The organism is Paraburkholderia sp. 22098, assembly GCF_052045935.1.
Lineage (GTDB): Bacteria > Pseudomonadota > Gammaproteobacteria > Burkholderiales > Burkholderiaceae > Paraburkholderia > Paraburkholderia caledonica.
The window spans coordinates 59146-74867 of sequence record NZ_JBQEPV010000004.1 but is presented as its reverse complement, the minus strand read 5'-3'; the positions used below and the strand labels follow the sequence as shown (position 1 = coordinate 74867).

13 protein-coding genes are annotated in these 15722 nt (G+C 62.8%); 5 read left to right on the top strand and 8 right to left on the bottom strand.

Annotation, left to right across the window (positions count from 1 at the left end; translation table 11 throughout):
* Nucleotides 1–23: 23 nt before the first annotated feature.
* Nucleotides 24–569, top strand: a complete 546-nt coding sequence (locus ACTJLB_RS09660; protein WP_020065559.1) for an FKBP-type peptidyl-prolyl cis-trans isomerase — start codon at nucleotides 24–26, stop codon at nucleotides 567–569.
* Here the strand turns inward: ACTJLB_RS09660 and ACTJLB_RS09655 are convergent.
* The 4 genes from ACTJLB_RS09655 to ACTJLB_RS09640 all read right to left on the bottom strand — a co-directional run bounded on the left by ACTJLB_RS09655 (nucleotide 549) and on the right by ACTJLB_RS09640 (nucleotide 7291).
* Nucleotides 549–1964 carry a hypothetical protein gene (locus ACTJLB_RS09655; RefSeq protein WP_440783127.1) on the bottom strand — a complete coding sequence of 472 codons (1416 nt, stop codon included), beginning with the start codon at nucleotides 1962–1964 and terminating at the stop codon, nucleotides 549–551. The genes ACTJLB_RS09660 and ACTJLB_RS09655 overlap by 21 nt on opposite strands.
* On the bottom strand, nucleotides 1951–4635 hold the full coding sequence (gene mutS, locus ACTJLB_RS09650; RefSeq protein WP_440783126.1) for a DNA mismatch repair protein MutS: 2685 nt from the start codon (nucleotides 4633–4635) through the stop codon (nucleotides 1951–1953). Before mutS ends, ACTJLB_RS09655 begins: the two co-directional genes overlap by 14 nt.
* A 228-nt stretch (nucleotides 4636–4863) precedes the next feature.
* Nucleotides 4864–6162 (bottom strand): lysophospholipid transporter LplT, encoded by a 1299-nt coding sequence (gene lplT / locus ACTJLB_RS09645; protein ID WP_027804239.1) that lies wholly within the window; start codon nucleotides 6160–6162, stop codon nucleotides 4864–4866.
* Nucleotides 6163–6487: 325 nt separating this feature from the next.
* Nucleotides 6488–7291, bottom strand: coding sequence for an inositol monophosphatase family protein (locus tag ACTJLB_RS09640; protein ID WP_020065563.1), 804 nt, complete (start codon nucleotides 7289–7291; stop codon nucleotides 6488–6490).
* Between the two features lie 438 nt (nucleotides 7292–7729).
* On the opposite strand from ACTJLB_RS09640, the gene ACTJLB_RS09635 reads away from it, so the two are divergent.
* Nucleotides 7730–8569, top strand: coding sequence for an RNA methyltransferase (locus ACTJLB_RS09635; RefSeq protein ID WP_027804240.1), 840 nt, complete (start codon nucleotides 7730–7732; stop codon nucleotides 8567–8569).
* 211 nt (nucleotides 8570–8780) lie between these two features.
* Nucleotides 8781–9749: a serine O-acetyltransferase gene (gene cysE / locus ACTJLB_RS09630; RefSeq protein ID WP_440783124.1), complete on the top strand. Its 969-nt coding sequence runs from the start codon at nucleotides 8781–8783 to the stop codon at nucleotides 9747–9749.
* A gap of 69 nt (nucleotides 9750–9818) precedes the next feature.
* Here the strand turns inward: cysE and ACTJLB_RS09625 are convergent, their stop codons facing one another.
* From ACTJLB_RS09625 to ACTJLB_RS09610, 4 genes are all read right to left on the bottom strand, one after another.
* The gene (locus tag ACTJLB_RS09625) at nucleotides 9819–10616 is read right to left on the bottom strand and encodes a UDP-2,3-diacylglucosamine diphosphatase (protein ID WP_087751088.1); all 798 of its coding nucleotides are present in this window, start codon (nucleotides 10614–10616) and stop codon (nucleotides 9819–9821) included.
* A 52-nt stretch (nucleotides 10617–10668) separates the two neighbouring features.
* A complete protein-coding gene (locus ACTJLB_RS09620; protein ID WP_020065568.1) occupies nucleotides 10669–11163 on the bottom strand; it encodes a peptidylprolyl isomerase in 495 nt (164 codons plus the stop codon).
* A 183-nt stretch (nucleotides 11164–11346) separates the two neighbouring features.
* Nucleotides 11347–11931 carry a peptidylprolyl isomerase gene (locus ACTJLB_RS09615; RefSeq protein ID WP_027775382.1) on the bottom strand — a complete coding sequence of 195 codons (585 nt, stop codon included), beginning with the start codon at nucleotides 11929–11931 and terminating at the stop codon, nucleotides 11347–11349.
* 48 nt (nucleotides 11932–11979) lie between these two features.
* Entirely contained in the window at nucleotides 11980–12792 is an 813-nt protein-coding gene (locus ACTJLB_RS09610) for a tetratricopeptide repeat protein (protein WP_020065570.1), read from the bottom strand.
* 342 nt (nucleotides 12793–13134) lie between these two features.
* On the opposite strand from ACTJLB_RS09610, the gene cysS reads away from it, so the two are divergent.
* Together cysS and ACTJLB_RS09600 are read left to right on the top strand one after the other, a co-directional pair.
* On the top strand, nucleotides 13135–14532 hold the full coding sequence (cysS, locus tag ACTJLB_RS09605) for a cysteine--tRNA ligase (RefSeq protein ID WP_204520561.1): 1398 nt from the start codon (nucleotides 13135–13137) through the stop codon (nucleotides 14530–14532).
* A 47-nt stretch (nucleotides 14533–14579) separates the two neighbouring features.
* Nucleotides 14580–15659, top strand: coding sequence for a DNA-3-methyladenine glycosylase family protein (locus tag ACTJLB_RS09600; RefSeq protein ID WP_408164117.1), 1080 nt, complete (start codon nucleotides 14580–14582; stop codon nucleotides 15657–15659).
* The last annotated feature ends 63 nt before the right edge of the window (nucleotides 15660–15722 follow it).

Below are 15722 nucleotides of genomic sequence, written 5' to 3'. Positions count from 1 at the left end.
TGAGTTGTATTCTGGAGAATCGAATGAAAATCGCAAAGAACACCGTCGTGTCGGTCGCCTACAAGCTGTCGGATGCGCAGGGCAATCTGATTGAAGAGAGCGACGAGCCGATGGTCTATCTGCACGGCGGCTATGATGGCACGTTCCCCAAGATCGAGGAAGAGCTCGACGGCCACGAGGCTGGCTTCGAGACCCAGATCCAGCTCGAGCCGCAAGATGCATTCGGTGAGTACGATCCGGACCTCGTGAAGATCGAGCCGCGTAATCGCTTTCCGGAACCGCTCGAGGTCGGCATGCAGTTCGAAGGCACGCCGGAAGAGGGCGACGAAGACCTCGACTCGCTCGTCTACGTCGTGACCGACGTCGCGGAAGACAAAGTCGTGCTCGACGGCAACCATCCGCTAGCCGGCATGGCGCTGCGTTTTGCGTTGACGGTCAAAGACGTGCGTCCGGCGACCGAAGACGAAATCCAGCATGAACACGCGCATGGCGCCGACGGCCTCGAAGTTCTCGACGAAGACGACGAGGCAGACGACGAAGGCGGCAAGTCAGGGCCCACGCTGCACTGAGCTTGCGGGCGCGCCGGGAGTGCCGGGAGTACCTGAAGCACCCGGCGCCCCCGTAGCCCCCGGCATGCGTGGCTGCGCGGACGGCACCGTTTGTGCAGGCGGAACCGACGTAGCGGGTCCGTATCCGCCGCCGCCCTGATCGGCTGGAATGCGCGGCAACTGGTCGAGTTGCTGAAAGTCCGGTTGCGGCTGGCCGGGCGTTTGAATTAGCGGCGGCAAGTCCGAGGCCGGTCCAAGCGACGGCACGGCCGGCATCGAGGCGGCGGGCTCTTCCCGCAGCAACGGAGGCTGCGCCGTGGGCATCGGCATTTGCCGCGGTACATCGCGCACGGTCACGCGAAACGGCGGCTTTCTTCCCAAGACCGCTTCTATCTGAATCCACTGGTTGAGGCGATCATGCGGCGCAAGCGCGACACGCGTGAGGTTCGTCACCAGGTTCCCCTTGTCGTTGCGTAGCGGCTGATCGATCACGAAGCCCGCGCTTGCGCGTTCGTCGTCGGTGTGAATGACGAGCACCGGGCCGGGAAAGATCTGAGCGAGCTTCACGAGGCTGCGCTTGAACTCCAGAAATCCGTCGCGGCGCGGATTGTGCCCGAAGCGCAGCCAGGCGAAACGCTCGGGCCGTTCATAGCGCTCGGGATCGGGATCGCCCTGAATGAACACGACTATCGCGCGCGCGTCGCGTCGCTTCGCAAATTCGCCGGCATGTTCGAGCCAGAACGCATTGGCGATTACCCGGTCCTCGAACTCGCCGTTGCGACCGCCGGCGGTCAGATAGTGATTGTTCGGACTCGGCGCATTGAGCCCGACGAACACGGTGTCTCCTGCTTGCCAGCGCACGTTTTCCCGATACGGACGAAAGCGCGATACCTCGCTCTCGCGTGTCAATGCAATCGGGTTCTGACCCATCGAATTCGCGTCGCTAAATAGCGTCTGGCGAAGCTGGTCAAGCCGTTCGACCGGATCAAAACCGCCTGCCTGCGCACTCGCGCAATCGATCCAGTCGTGCTGACCCGGAATGAAAAATAGCGCGGGCCGCGAAGTTTCCAGCACTGCATGCCGCCGTTCATACAGCGCATCGCGGCAGGCTTCTTTCGGGCCCTTCAGATTGCCGTCATACACGATGAACGACAGGCCGCGCTCCCGACCGATTGCATCGATCAGCCGCTGGGTCGGCGCTTCGTCGGCGGGACTTTGCATGGTGTTCGCGATGACCGCGAAACTGTAGCTGGGCGCTGCCGCATACGCCCCCGATGCGGGCAACAAGACAGCAAAGACAGACGCGAAAACGGCGGCGAACCGCCGGTCGCACGCTCGCGTGAAGGCCGTGGCCAATTCCGCGCCGAGTCGGCGCGGACGTTGCGCAAGACAGCCGCGTGCGTCAGTGATCGGCATCCGGCGCTGCGGCCAGCTCGTGCAGTTCATACAGCAGATCGAGCGCTTCTCGTGGCCGCAGATCGTTCGGGTCGATGCCGCGCAGACGCTCGACGAGCGCTGTCATTGCAGGCGATTGCGAAGGCGCTTCGCTGCCAGCACGTTCGTCGTCCGCATCTTCGAGCAACATTGGCAACGGCGCGGCGAACAGATCGAGTTGCGGAGTGGGCTGGGCCGCCGACTGCTGTTCCAGGTGCGCGAGATGTTTGCGCGCCGCGCGAATCACCGCGTTCGGCACGCCGGCGAGCTGCGCGACCTGCAAGCCGTAGCTCTGGTTCGCCGGACCTTCGTTGACGGCGTGCAGGAACACGATGCCGTGTCCATGCTCGACCGCCGACAGGTGCACGTTGGCCGCTTGCGGAAATTCGGCGGGCAACTGTGTCAGCTCGAAATAATGTGTCGCGAAAAGCGTATGGCAGCCGTTGTGCGACAGCAAATGCCGCGCGATGGCCCATGCGAGCGCGAGACCGTCGAAGGTAGACGTGCCGCGGCCGATCTCATCCATCAACACGAGGCTTTGCGGCGTCGCGTCGTTCAGGATCGCGGCGGCTTCGGTCATTTCCACCATGAACGTCGAACGTCCGCCGGCGAGATCGTCCGCTGCGCCGATGCGCGTGAAAATGCGATCGATTGGGCCGAACGCCGCGCGCCGCGCGGGCACGTAGCTGCCCACATACGCGAGCAACGCGATCAGCGCCGTCTGACGCATGAAGGTCGATTTACCGCCCATGTTGGGGCCGGTGATCAGCAGCAGCTTGCGCTCGGGCGTAAGCGTGCAGTCGTTCGCGATGAATTGCTCGACCTGCGCTTCGACAACCGGGTGACGCCCCTGTTCGATGTCGATGCCTGCGTTCGGCGAGAAGCTCGGCGCAACCCAGTCGAGTGCGCGGGCACGTTCGGCAAAGGCAGTCAGCAAATCGAGCTCCGCGAGTGCCGACGCGACGCGCTGGCAATCCGGAATGAACGGCAGCAGCGTCTGCAACAGCGCGTCGTAAAGCGAACGCTCGCGGGCGAGTGCCCGTTCCTGCGCGGACAGCGCCTTGTCTTCAAACGTTTTCAGTTCCGGCGTGATGTAGCGCTCGGCGTTCTTTAGCGTCTGACGGCGGCGATAGTCGTCCGGCACCTTGTCGGTCTGGCCGCGCGTGACCTCGATATAGAAGCCGTGCACTTTGTTGTATTCGACGCGCAGATTGCCGATGCCAGTGCGCGCGCGTTCACGCGTTTCGAGATCGATCAGGAACTGCCCGCAGTTCTCCGAAATATCCCTGAGCTCGTCGAGCTCCGCATCGTATCCGCGCGCGATGACACCGCCGTCTCGCACCATGGCGGCCGGCTCCTGTGCAATAGCGCGCGTGAGCAACTCGACGCAAGCTTGCGGCGGTTCGAGCGACGCGTCGATGCGAGCGAGCGAATCCGCATTCGATGAAACAGCCGCCACCTTTGCGCGAAGCTCGGGCAGCGCGGCGAAGGTGTCGCGCAAGCTCGACAGATCGCGGGGCCGCGCGGAAAGCAGCGCAAGACGGCCGGTGATTCGCTCGATGTCCGAGATATGTCGCAGTGCGCTGCGCAGCGAGTCGACGTCCGCACCTGCGGGCGCCTCTAGCAACGCGCCGATAGCCTGCTGACGCGACTGCGCGACGAGCGGGTCGCGCGGCGGATGATGAAGCCAGTGCCGCAGCAAGCGGCTGCCCATGGTCGTGCAGCATGTGTCGAGCAATGAGCACAGCGTGGGCGACTCCGTGCCGCGCAGCGTCTGCGTAATTTCCAGGTTGCGCCGCGTGGCGGGGTCGAGGCCGATATATTCGGACTCGTATTCGACCTTCAGGCTGCGCACGTGCCGCAGTTGCTGACCTTGCGTGGCCGCCGCGTACAGCAGCAACGCGCCGGCCGCGCCGCATGCGCAAGTGAGTGAATGGGCGCCAAAACCGTCGAGGCCCGCTACTTCGAGTTGGTCGCACAGACGTTGCGTGCCTGAGGCGACATCGAAATGCCATGCGGGCACGCGAGTCAGTGCGCGCGCGCCGGTGGGCGGTGTCCAGCTCGCGGAATCCGCAGCGGTGTCGGCAACCAGAATTTCCGCAGGGCCGATCCGTTCGAGCGCCGCTGCCACCTGATCAGGTGCGACTTCCGCGAGCCGCAATGCGCCGCTCGCGAGATTCAGCCACGCGAGGCCGACGCCCGTCGCGACGCCGCGACGGTTGTGCGCGACGCACATGGCGAGCAGAAAGACGTCGCTTTTGTCCGACAGCAGCGCGGCGTCCGTTAGCGTGCCCGGCGTGACGACGCGCACTACCTTGCGTTCGACTGGACCTTTAGACGTGGCCGGGTCGCCGATCTGCTCACAAATAGCGACGGATTCGCCGAGCTTTACCAGCTTCGCCAGATACTGTTCGACCGCGTGATGCGGCACGCCCGCCATCTTGATCGGATTGCCTGCCGACGCGCCGCGCTGCGTAAGCGTGAGATCGAGCAGACGTGCGGCTTTTTCCGCGTCTTCGAAAAAGAGTTCGTAGAAGTCGCCCATCCGGTAGAACACCAGCGTGCCCGGATGCTCCGCCTTGATGCGCAGATACTGCTGCATCATTGGCGTGTGTTGTGCGACGTCGCTGGCCGCTGCGGTTTGAGTGCCCATCCTCGGTATCTTTTTGCGTTAGCTGTTCAGGGCGTGAGTTTAACCCGGCGACGCGACGAGCGGACCCTGGCCGGATGGCCAACCCACGCTGTCAAGCGGATTGCTCGGCGCGCAAGCACAGGCAAGCATATTTCGGGCAACCGCAGGCTCACACCAGCACACCCTGGCGCAGCAAACTCGCGCACACCCCCCGCGACATGCACAAATAACTTCCCGCTCGTGCAGACGTCACTCTTCGAGCAGCGCGCGCATATCGGCGGTGCGCTCGTTCGCCGCGCTGCGCCGCTTCGCGAGCCACATCATGAACGTGATGAACGCGCCGAACACGACGATGATCCATTGCGCGGGCATCTTCGCGGTGAGCAGCAGCGCGTACGCGCCGAGCATCAGCAGCACGGCCAGGTTCTGATTGAAGTTCTGCACCGCGATCGAATGGCCGGCAGACAGCAGCGTCGCGCCGCGATGCTGAAGAATCGCGTTCATCGGCACGATGAAAAAGCCGGACAGCGCGCCGAGCAGGATCATCAGCGGATAGGCGAGAAGGATATAGGCCGGTGCGACATATGATCCGATGTGGACGCCGGCGTCGGCGGGGAACAGGTTCTTGTTGTAGAACGCCATTGCAATCGCCACCGCGCCGGTGACGATGCCGACCGGCAGCACCTTGAGCGAACGGCGCAGCGGGATCAGCGCGGCCGCCGCTGCCGCGCCGACGGCAATGCCCAGACCGGTGACGCCCTGCATGACGGCCGCTTTCGAGAGCGACAAGCCGAGGTTCACATTGGCCCATTTCAGCACGAGCAATTGCAGCGTCACGGCTCCGCCCCACATGAGCGTCGTCACCCATAACGCGATCTGTGCGAGTTTGTCGGCCCACAGCACGTTGAAGCAATGATAGAAGTCGCCGACGAGCTTCGTCGGTTCTGACAGGCGGTTCGGATAACGTGCGCCGGTGTCGGGAATGAACACGTTGATGCCCGCGGCGATCGCGTAGGTGAGCATCACGGCGAACATCGCAAGATCGGCCGATGAGCGGATCAGCGGCAGATGAGCGTGTGCAACGAATTTATCGGCAAATGTGCTGATGAGCGCACCGCCCACCATCGTGCCGACGATCGTCGACAGCACGGTCGCCGATTCGAGCCATGCGTTTGCCTTGACGAGTTTCTCGGCCGGCAGCAGCTCGGTGAGAATGCCGTACTTCGCAGGCGAATAGGCGGCCGCGCCGAAGCCGACCACGCCATAGGCGATCATTGGATGCACGCCTACGATCATCATCAGACAGCCGCTCGCCTTCAGCGCGTTCGAGATGAACATCACGTGGCGCTTTTGCATGGAGTCCGCAAACGCGCCGACGAAGGGCGCGAGCAGCACGTACGAGACGGTGAAAAAAATCTGCAGCAACGGCGTGACCCACGCGGCAGAACGGATCACCGACAACAATGCGATGGCGGCGATCAGCAGGGCATTGTCCGCCAGCGACGAAATGAACTGCGCCGCGATAATTGTGTAGAAGCCTTTTTTCATGAAGCGGATGGGAAGCTGCGCGCTAGCCTTAGGCGCAGAGAAAGGCGCAAACGAGGCGCGCATGCGGGCGCAGCGTGGAACGCGAAATGCAGCCGGCGAGAGAGGTGCGCCGGCGCGGCTTCCCGCTTTGTAGCACGAACGCTCGCACGATGCAGGCGCGCCAACGAAAAAGCGGCCGAAGCCGCTTGTCGTGATTCTGCTCGCTGCGATTCCTGACTCGCCCGATTCTCTCCCTGCATTGACGCAGATTGAAAGGACCGGGCGAGCCGGTTGCAGTTCTCTGTATGTCGGGAAACTGACTACGACCGAGCCTCGCTACGCGCTGTTAAGCCGCTTGCTGACGCGTGCGGCTGTAGCGCGACAGGATCGGCACCATCTGCGCGTAGATCTTCGGATTGCCGGCGACAATTTCGCCAACGTGCAGGAATTCGGAGTCGCCGGTGTAATTGCCCACCAGACCGCCGGCTTCCGTAATCAGCAGGCTGCCCGCAGCGACGTCCCACGGGTTCAGGCCTTGCTCGAAGAAGCCGTCCATGCGGCCCGCGGCGACGTTCGCGAGATCGAGCGCGGCGGCGCCCGGACGGCGCAGGCCCGCGCACGCTTGCGTCATTTCCGCGAACTGGCGGCCATACGCTTCGAGGCCGTCGGTTTCGCGGAACGGAAAGCCGGTGCCGATCAGGCCGTCGGCCAGCCGGTCACGCTTGGCGACGCGAATGCGGCGGTCGTTCAGGAACGCGCCGCGGCCACGCGAAGCTGTGAAGAGGTCGTTGCGGGTCGGATCGTAGACCACGGCCTGCGTCACGATGCCTTTGTGAGCCAGCGCGATCGACACGCAGTAGTACGGGAAGCCGTGAATGAAGTTGGTGGTGCCGTCGAGCGGATCGATGATCCACTGGTACTCGGACTCGTTGTCCGACTTGCCGGATTCTTCGGCGAGGATCGCGTGATCGGGATAGGCGGTCTTCAGCGTGTCGATGATCGCAGCTTCAGACGCTTTGTCGATCTCCGTGACGAAATCGTTGTGCTGTTTCTTGCTGACCTGAATCAGATCGAGGTCGAGCGACGCGCGGTTGATGATCTGAGCTGCGCGGCGCGCGGCCTTGACAGCGATATTGAGCATGGGATGCATGGATTGATCCTTGTGCCGGGGCAGCACGGCTGCTTGCCGGTGAATGGCGCTACGCGCACACTAATTGGCGCCCTCGATGAGGCGCAGAAACAGCACGGAATGCTCGCCCGGCACGTGACCGGTACGCATTCCGCCAACGGAGACGAATTGAATAAGAACGAAGCGCCCGGTTTTGCTCATTGCATGCACTGACTGTGCCGGACGCGAATCGCGATATTTTACCTCAGTCCGCAGGTCGCGGCAGCGTTCGAGGCGGGCAGGGCCGTCGTGCGCATTCCAATGGGGAGCGGTGTGGGACGTGACAAGCGATGCGACGTGCCATATGACGGGCAACGCGGTGCGTGCCATCGCGTGCCATCGCGTGCAACATCGCAGGTATTTCGGTGTATCCCTTCGTTGGCGCTACCATACGCGTTCTTTCGCTAGCAGAATTTCACCGTGGACCACACCCACCATTCCTCCGATCCCGCCGTGGCCGACTTGCGCGGCGGCTTCACCTCCACGCGCTTCGTGCTCGTCGAACCGAGCCATCCGGGCAACGTCGGCGCCGCCGCTCGGGCGCTCAAAACCATGGGTTTTTCGCGGCTCGTGCTGGTCTCGCCACGTGTGCCGAATGTGCAGAGCGATCCCGAAGCCATCGCAATGGCAAGCGGCGCCGACGACGTGCTCGCCACGGCCCATGTCGTGCCGACGCTTGCCGATGCACTCTCCGGGGTGCATTGGTCGATCGCGCTGACCGCGCGGCAACGCGAATACGGTCCTCCACAATGGACGCCCCGCGCAGCCGCAAGTCTCGCGCGCGACGAGGCGTTGCACGGCGAGATCGCGCTCGTGTTCGGCAACGAGCGCACCGGCTTATCGAATGAAGACGTCGAGCGATGCAGCGCGCTTGCCCACATTCCCGCCAATCCCGCCTACAGTTCGCTCAACCTTGCACAAGCGGTGCAGGTGTTGGCGTACGAGTTGCGCATGATCTATCTGACGAGCGGCGCCGACACAACCGCGCCTGCCATGCGTGCGCCGCAAACGTCGGCCGCATCTGCAGAGCCGGCAGGCGCGCGTGCTGCGAGCAATGAAATTGAAAGCATGTTTGCGCACCTCGAAAGCGCGCTCGTCGCAATTGAGTTCCTCGATCCCGCGAATCCGAAGAAACTGATGTCGCGCTTGCGGCGGCTCTTTGCGCGCTCGGGCCTCGAGCGGGAGGAAGTCAATATCGTGCGAGGCATCGCCAAACACATCCTCCTGAAGACGGGCCACAAGGACGGTGGCTCGCAGTAGCGCGGCGCGCCAGCTGTACGAGCGGCAGGTTGGCGGCGCTCGACTAACACGACGACCTTTTGCGCTACATGGACTTCCGGCAGGTTTTCGGGAACCGTCCTACAATCCTCCAGACGTTCTAAGCAAAGCTGCCGCGCTGCTATGCGGCGCTCCTGCATGCGCAATGCGGTTAGCGCATGCGGTCTCTATCCCACACAACACAGTCCCTGCCATGTTCACGAGACTTCGCGAAGACATTGCCACGATCCGCGAGCGCGATCCCGCTGCCCGCAGTGCCTGGGAGGTGCTCACGTGTTATCCGGGCTTGCACGCGCTGGTGCTTCACAGGCTCGCGCACGCATGCTGGCAGGCGCGGCGCCGCTGGCTCGCGCGTTTCGTCTCGCAGATGGCGCGCTTCATGACCGGCATCGAAATTCATCCGGGGGCGACGGTCGGGCGTCGTGTGTTCATCGATCACGGCATGGGCGTGGTGATCGGCGAGACCGCACAGATCGGCGACGATTGCACGATCTATCAAGGCGTGACGCTCGGCGGCACATCGCTCACGCGCGGCGCAAAACGGCATCCCACGCTTGAGCGCGGCGTGATCGTAGGTGCGGGCGCGAAGGTTCTCGGAGGTTTTACGATCGGCGCGGACGCGAAGATCGGATCGAATGCAGTGGTGACCAAGCCCGTGCCGGCTGGCGGCACTGCTGTGGGCAATCCGGCGAGAGTCATCGTGCCGGCGGCGGCTTCAACTGCTGCCGCGGCCGCTGCTGCTTCGGTCGTCGCAAAAGCGGCCGCCAGTGTGGGGGGCAACGGGGTTGATAGTGCGGCTGTGAATGCGGCTGTCAATGCGCCTATCGACGGCGTCGCGAGTGCTGCTCTCGACCCTGCAACGAACGCACCCGCTTCCGCGAACGACACAATGCGTGAGAGCGGCAAGCTCGCTGTCGAGCGTAGCGGCTTCTGCGCATACGGGATCACGCCGAATGCCGACGATCCCGTGTCGCTTGCCATTCATGGGCTCATCGATCATGCGGCCACGCAAGCGAAACGCATCGACGAAATCGTCATGGCGCTCGAGCATCTCGGCACCAGTCTCGAAGGACTGCAAGGCGCCGACGCAGCACTGCTGGATTTGCGACGCCTGTCCGCGGCCATTGCGGGCAAGCTGGATGGAGCAGTGGTGGGGCGTTGATCCGATCGGTGACGGATCAGTAGTGACGCCGCTGTGCGCAATGCGCGGCGGCCTTACTTTGCATCGAGCTCAATCGAGCGGCAGCGCGCGAATTCCCTCGGCGTCGATACGCAGATAGCCGCCGCGCCGTTCGCCATGATCCAGATCCCAGTCCGGCAGTACCCAGCGTATTCCGCCGGGCTCGCGATGACGAGCGGGGCGGTGCGTGTGCCCGTGAATCATCGTTGCCGCTTTCGACCATTTGAATAACGACGCGACGCCTTTCGGCGTTACGTCGTATTTCAGCGAGACAGGCCGCGAGCGGCCATGCTCGCTCTTCGACCGCATGTTTTCCGCGAGTGCCTGACGCCACGAAAACGGCGACGCGAGAAACAGCATCTGCGCGAGACGATTGCGCGCGAAGCCACGGAAGATCTGATAACCGCGATCAGCGGTGCACAGGCGATCGCCGTGCGCGAGCGCGATGCGCGTGCCGAATGCGGTGATTACGAAAGGATCGGGTAGCCAGATTGCGCCGGCCGCTCGCATGAAGCGCTTGCCGAGCAGAAAATCGCGATTGCCATGCATGATGTAAAGCGCAATACCGCGCTCGGTCAGCGTGTGCAAAAGAGCGGCCATGCGCGCGACGAACGGCTCGACGAGCATGTCGTCGCCTATCCAGTATTCGAACAGATCGCCGAGAATGAAAACGGAATCCGCCTGGTCGGCTGTGACCCGAATGAAGTGTTCGAACGCGGCGACCGTGCGCGGAATCGCCTCGCTCAAATGAATGTCGGAGAGAAACAAAAACGGGCGTGCGGCGTGCGGGCGTTTGCCCTCGCCAGGCACGCCCGCGGCGACGCTTCGCAGCGGCGTTTCTTGCAGCATTGAAGGTGCCTGAGTCTGGTCTTTATAGTGTGAGCGCGCCTGCGACCGGCAATCAGTCGACGATCACGGCCTTTTCGATCACGACGTCGTCAACCGGCACGTCCTGATGAAAACCCTTCGAACCCGTCTTGACCTTCTTGATCTTCTCGACGATGTCCATGCCTTCGACCACCTTGCCGAACACGGCATAGCCCCAGCCTTGCGGTGTGGGCGACGAGTGGTTCAGGAAGTCGTTGTCGTTCACGTTGATGAAGAATTGCGCGGTTGCCGAATGCGGGTCGTTGGTGCGAGCCATCGCGACGGAGCCGTTCACGTTCTTCAGGCCGTTGTTCGCCTCGTTGTTGATCGGCTCGGCCGTCGGCTTCTGCTTCATGCCGGGTTCGAAGCCGCCGCCCTGAATCATGAAGCCGTCGATCACGCGGTGGAACACCGTGTTGTCATAGTGGCCGGCCTTCACGTAGTTGAGGAAGTTCTCAACCGACTTCGGCGCTTTCTCGGCGTCCAGTTCGAGCTTGATGACGCCGTGGTTCGTATGCAGTTCAACCATGATGGAATCCTTTGATGAACAGGGTGGGTGAAAGAGGCGCGGTGAGCCGCCGTGTGCATTCATGCGCTTGCGTGCGTTTTGCGTGCGCTTCATGCATTCGACTGCGGGCCGCGCCGGGGCGTGATCTGACGCTTGCGTGAGCGTACCGTGTTCCGTTAGTGCTGTTGTACTGTCGTTGTACTGCTATTTGCTGCTGACGACGCTAGCCGATTCGATTACCACCGGCTTCTGGGGTACGTCGCCCATTGGGCCGCGCGTGGTGGTCGGCGTGCCTTCGATCTTCTTCACGACCTCCATGCCGCTCGTGACCTTGCCGAACACTGCGTAGCCGTTGCCATCCGGATTCGGGTAGTCGAGGCCGGCGTTGTCCACCGTGTTGATGAAGAACTGCGCAGTGGCCGAATTCGGATCGCTGGTGCGCGCCATGGCCAGCGTGCCTGCCATGTTCTTCAGACCGTTGCGGCTTTCAAGCGGAATCGGCGCGCGCGTGGGCTTTTCAGCGAAACTTTGCGTATAACCGCCGCCCTGAATCATGAAGCCGCGAATGACACGATGAAAGATCGTACCGCTGTACTGACCGGACTTCACATAGTCGAGAAAGTTGGCGACTGTCTTGGGCGCTTTCTCAGGATACAACTCGACGCGAATATCGCCTTCCGACGTCTTGAGGAGGACGGACGGATGCGCGGCTTGCGAACCGGACTGCGCAGACGCCGGTGCGTTTGCGATCAGGGCGGCGCTGCCGAGCGCCAACATCAACCATTTCATGAAGATCCTCAGGGTTGGAAAAAACGTATGGCCGCGAAGGTGGCGGCTTTATTGCGAGGGCGCCATGTAAGGCGGCATGGCGAGCGAGCCGTTTGCGCCGCCGTACTGGAAGCTCGGCGTTTGCGTCATGTTCGCGGTGGCCCGTTCCGTGTAGTTCTCTTGCACTGCAGCGGCTCGTTTAGTCGACTTGCCCGTTTTGGGCGGCGACACGATCTTCTGGATGTCGGCGAGGCGCTGCGTGGTCGTGGCGCTTGCCTTGCCGAGGCTCTGCGCGCGCCGGTACGCTTCGTTGGCCATGCGCAGGTAGAGGTCGCCCAGGTTCTCATAAGCGAGGCCGTAGCCGGGGTTCACCTTGGTCGCAGTTTCGAGCGCCGCGCGTGCTTCCACATAACGGCCGTGCTTCGCGTACAGCGCGGCGAGATTGTTATACGGCTCGGGCAACTCGGGATACAACTGCGTGAGCTCGGTGAAGGCGGTGATCGCTTCTTCGTCGCGATTCAGATGCGCGAGCACCGTGGCGCGCTTGAACTTGGCCTGCGCGTCGCGCGGGTTCGTGGCGATGCGCGCGTCGAGCTGCGTCAGCGAGGCTTGCCAGTCTTTCTGTGCGATGGATGCGTCGATTTCCGGCGTGTTGTCGCGCACTGCGGGACCTTGCGACACGGTCGGCGTTTTCTGCGCGAAGGCAGCGGCGCCCGGCACGATGCCGAGGGCGACAGCCACGGTAAAGCGCAGCGTGACGGCGCGTGCAAGGCTGCGTGCAACGTCACGCGCAATGCCGCGGCGGGCGCTGCCCACGGGGCTCTCGAAGGCCGTCGCGGCAAGGGTCGCAGCGCTGCGCGCGCGGCCGCTGGAAGGTTTCATAGGCTCGGGTCTGGATGTTATACTCCGAGCCATTCTAACAAAAGGTCTGCGCGTTCCGTCGAACCGCCGGCTGTCTTTTCGCCACTCGTGGTCGTCTCCGCCTTGATAGCAGTCTGACCGCCGCACCAGGTGCACCGGTTTGCTGCTGTGCGTGTTTTAACAGTCGGGCGACAGCCGGACATAGCCAGACTCAGTCGGGTAATAGTCAAGCAGCAGTCAAGCAACAGCCCGGCTTGGAGTCAGGTAATAGTCAGGCAACAGTTCGTCCCGGCCGTCTTGTGTTTGCGGGACGGCACGCACGAAACACATTGCGGATTTCTTTCGGCCCACGCACCGTTCTCTATGGAATCACTGCGCATCTACAACACGCTCGCGCGTGACAAGCAAACTTTCGTGCCCCTGCAAGCAGGCGTCGTGCGGATGTACGTCTGCGGGATGACCGTGTACGACTATTGTCACATCGGTCATGCGCGCGTGATGGTCGTATTCGACATCGTGCAGCGGTGGTTGCGCACGCTCGGCTACGACGTAACGTACGTGCAAAATATCACGGACATCGACGACAAGATCATTCGCCGCGCCGTCGAAAACGGCGAGACGATCAAGTCGCTGACCGACCGCTTCATCCATGCATTGCATGAAGACGCGGACGCGCTCGGCATCGAGCGGCCCGACATCGAGCCTCGCGCCACCGACTTCATTCCTCAGATGCTCGGCATGATCGAGAAGCTCGAAGCGAACGGCTACGCGTATCAGGCGAGCGACGGCGACGTGAATTACGCGGTGCGCAAGTTTGCGGGCTACGGCAAGCTTTCCGGCAAGTCGCTGGAAGATTTGCGCGCGGGCGAGCGCGTTGCCGCAAACGACGCGAAAGAAGACCCGCTCGACTTCGTGTTGTGGAAGCAGTCGAAGGCCGGCGAACCCGCCGACACCGGCTGGGATTCGAAGTATGGCCGTGGCCGACCCGGTTGGCATATCGAATGCTCGGCTATGGGCTGCACGTTGCTTGGCGAGCGCTTCGACATTCATGGCGGCGGGCAGGACTTGCAGTTTCCGCACCACGAAAACGAAATCGCGCAAAGCGAAGCGGCTACCGGTCAGACCTTCGTGAATTACTGGATGCACAACGGCTACGTGCAGATCGACAATGAGAAGATGTCGAAGTCGTTGAATAATTTCTTTACGATTCGCGAAGTATTGGCGCAGTACGATGCCGAGGTCGTGCGTTTTTTCATCGCACGCGCGCATTACCGCTCGCCGTTGAATTACAGCGACGTGCATATCGACGACGCCCGCAACGCCCTCAGCCGTTTGTACACCGCGCTCAAGGACGTCACGCCGGACGGCGCCGCGCTCGACTGGAACGAAATGCATGCCCAACGTTTCCAGGCAGCAATGAACGACGACTTCAACACGCCGGTTGCAGTGTCGGTGTTGTTCGAGTTGGCAACTGAAGTAAATCGCACGCGCGACCCCGCGCTGGCCCGTCAATTGCGCTCGCTCGGCGCGGTGCTCGGGTTGCTCGGGCGCGAGCCGCGTGCGTACCTGCAGCAGGCAGCGGGCGCCGCGGTACAGGGCGCGCTGGAACCCGCCGCGATCGAAGCGAAGATCGCCGAGCGCGTGGCCGCCAAGCAGGCGAAAGACTATGCGGCAGCAGACCGGATCCGGGCCGAATTGCTCGAGGCCGGCGTTGCACTTGAAGACAAACCCGGCGGGTTGACCGAGTGGCGGCGCGTGTGAGCGCACCTCGTACTTCCCTCTGAACGACTCGCCAGGCAGGAGGCAGGATGGCAACGGCCACGAAGACGCCGGCTAAACGAGCCACGTCTCAAACAAACGCAGCAGCCGCACCGAAGTCGACTCGAACGTCGGCTCGCACGGCAAGCGGCGCGGTGAAAGCGGCATCGTCGAAAGGCGCGGGGGCGGCGGCGAAAACCGCGGCCGGTGCGTCGAAAAAGACCGCGGTCAAGCGTGCGCTCAACGGCACGTCTGCGCACGCGCCGGTTGCGAAACGCGGTAAAGCATCGTCCGGCAGAACGTCGCGCTCGAATAGCGGCAGCAGCAACGGCGCGTTGCCCGCAGAACTTGCAGGCGACGTGCAGGAAATCGCGCGCGTCGCGAAGGCGCAAGAGGGTGAGGGAGGCGAGATCGTGCGCAAGACGCGTGCGTCGTCCGCGGCGGGCGGCGAAGCGGCGAGCGCAAGTGAAGTCGCGGTGCCGGTGCAGATCGGCGGCCTCGCGCCCGAAGTGACGCGTCCCGACTACTGGGACAAGGCGTGCGCCGATCTCGTCAAGCGCGATCGCATTTTGAAGAAGCTGATTCCGAAGTTCGGGCCGGTGCATCTTCTGAGTCGGGGTGACCCGTTCGTCACGCTCGCGCGCTCGGTCGTCGGTCAGCAGATTTCGGTGGCGTCCGCACAGGCGGTGTGGGCGAAAGTCGCGGCCGCATGTCCGAAGCTCGTGCCGCAGCAGTTCATCAAGCTGGGGCAGGAAAAGCTGACCGCCTGCGGCTTGTCGAGACGCAAGGCGGAGTACGTGCTCGATCTCGCGCAGCACTTCGTTTCCGGTGCGTTGCACGTCGGCAAATGGAGGTCGATGGAAGACGAGGCGGTGATCGCCGAACTCACGCAGATTCGCGGCATCGGCCGCTGGACCGCGGAGATGTTCCTGATCTTCAACCTGTCGCGTCCGGACGTTCTGCCGCTCGACGACCTCGGTCTGATTCGCGCGATCAGCGTCAATTATTTTAGCGGCGAGCCCGTCACGCGCAGTGAAGCGCGCGAGGTCGCAGCGAACTGGGAGCCGTGGCGCACCGTCGCCACCTGGTACATGTGGCGTAGTCTTGACCCATTGCCGGTTGACTACTGAAACAATAGAAGCGATGCCGCTTTGCAGCTATCAATTGTTGGGTTTTGATAGTTGCGAAGTGGT

Coding starts and splice junctions, on each gene's coding strand:
- ACTJLB_RS09640 (WP_020065563.1), bottom strand. CDS start 7,291: ATGCATCCCATGCTCAATATCGCTGTCAAGGCCGCGCGCCGCGCAGCT.
- cysS (WP_204520561.1), top strand. CDS start 13,135: ATGGAATCACTGCGCATCTACAACACGCTCGCGCGTGACAAGCAAACT.
- mutS (WP_440783126.1), bottom strand. CDS start 4,635: ATGGGCACTCAAACCGCAGCGGCCAGCGACGTCGCACAACACACGCCA.
- ACTJLB_RS09600 (WP_408164117.1), top strand. CDS start 14,580: ATGGCAACGGCCACGAAGACGCCGGCTAAACGAGCCACGTCTCAAACA.
- lplT (WP_027804239.1), bottom strand. CDS start 6,162: ATGAAAAAAGGCTTCTACACAATTATCGCGGCGCAGTTCATTTCGTCG.
- ACTJLB_RS09620 (WP_020065568.1), bottom strand. CDS start 11,163: ATGGTTGAACTGCATACGAACCACGGCGTCATCAAGCTCGAACTGGAC.
- ACTJLB_RS09615 (WP_027775382.1), bottom strand. CDS start 11,931: ATGAAATGGTTGATGTTGGCGCTCGGCAGCGCCGCCCTGATCGCAAAC.
- ACTJLB_RS09625 (WP_087751088.1), bottom strand. CDS start 10,616: ATGCTGCAAGAAACGCCGCTGCGAAGCGTCGCCGCGGGCGTGCCTGGC.
- ACTJLB_RS09610 (WP_020065570.1), bottom strand. CDS start 12,792: ATGAAACCTTCCAGCGGCCGCGCGCGCAGCGCTGCGACCCTTGCCGCG.
- ACTJLB_RS09660 (WP_020065559.1), top strand. CDS start 24: ATGAAAATCGCAAAGAACACCGTCGTGTCGGTCGCCTACAAGCTGTCG.
- ACTJLB_RS09655 (WP_440783127.1), bottom strand. CDS start 1,964: ATGCCGATCACTGACGCACGCGGCTGTCTTGCGCAACGTCCGCGCCGA.
- cysE (WP_440783124.1), top strand. CDS start 8,781: ATGTTCACGAGACTTCGCGAAGACATTGCCACGATCCGCGAGCGCGAT.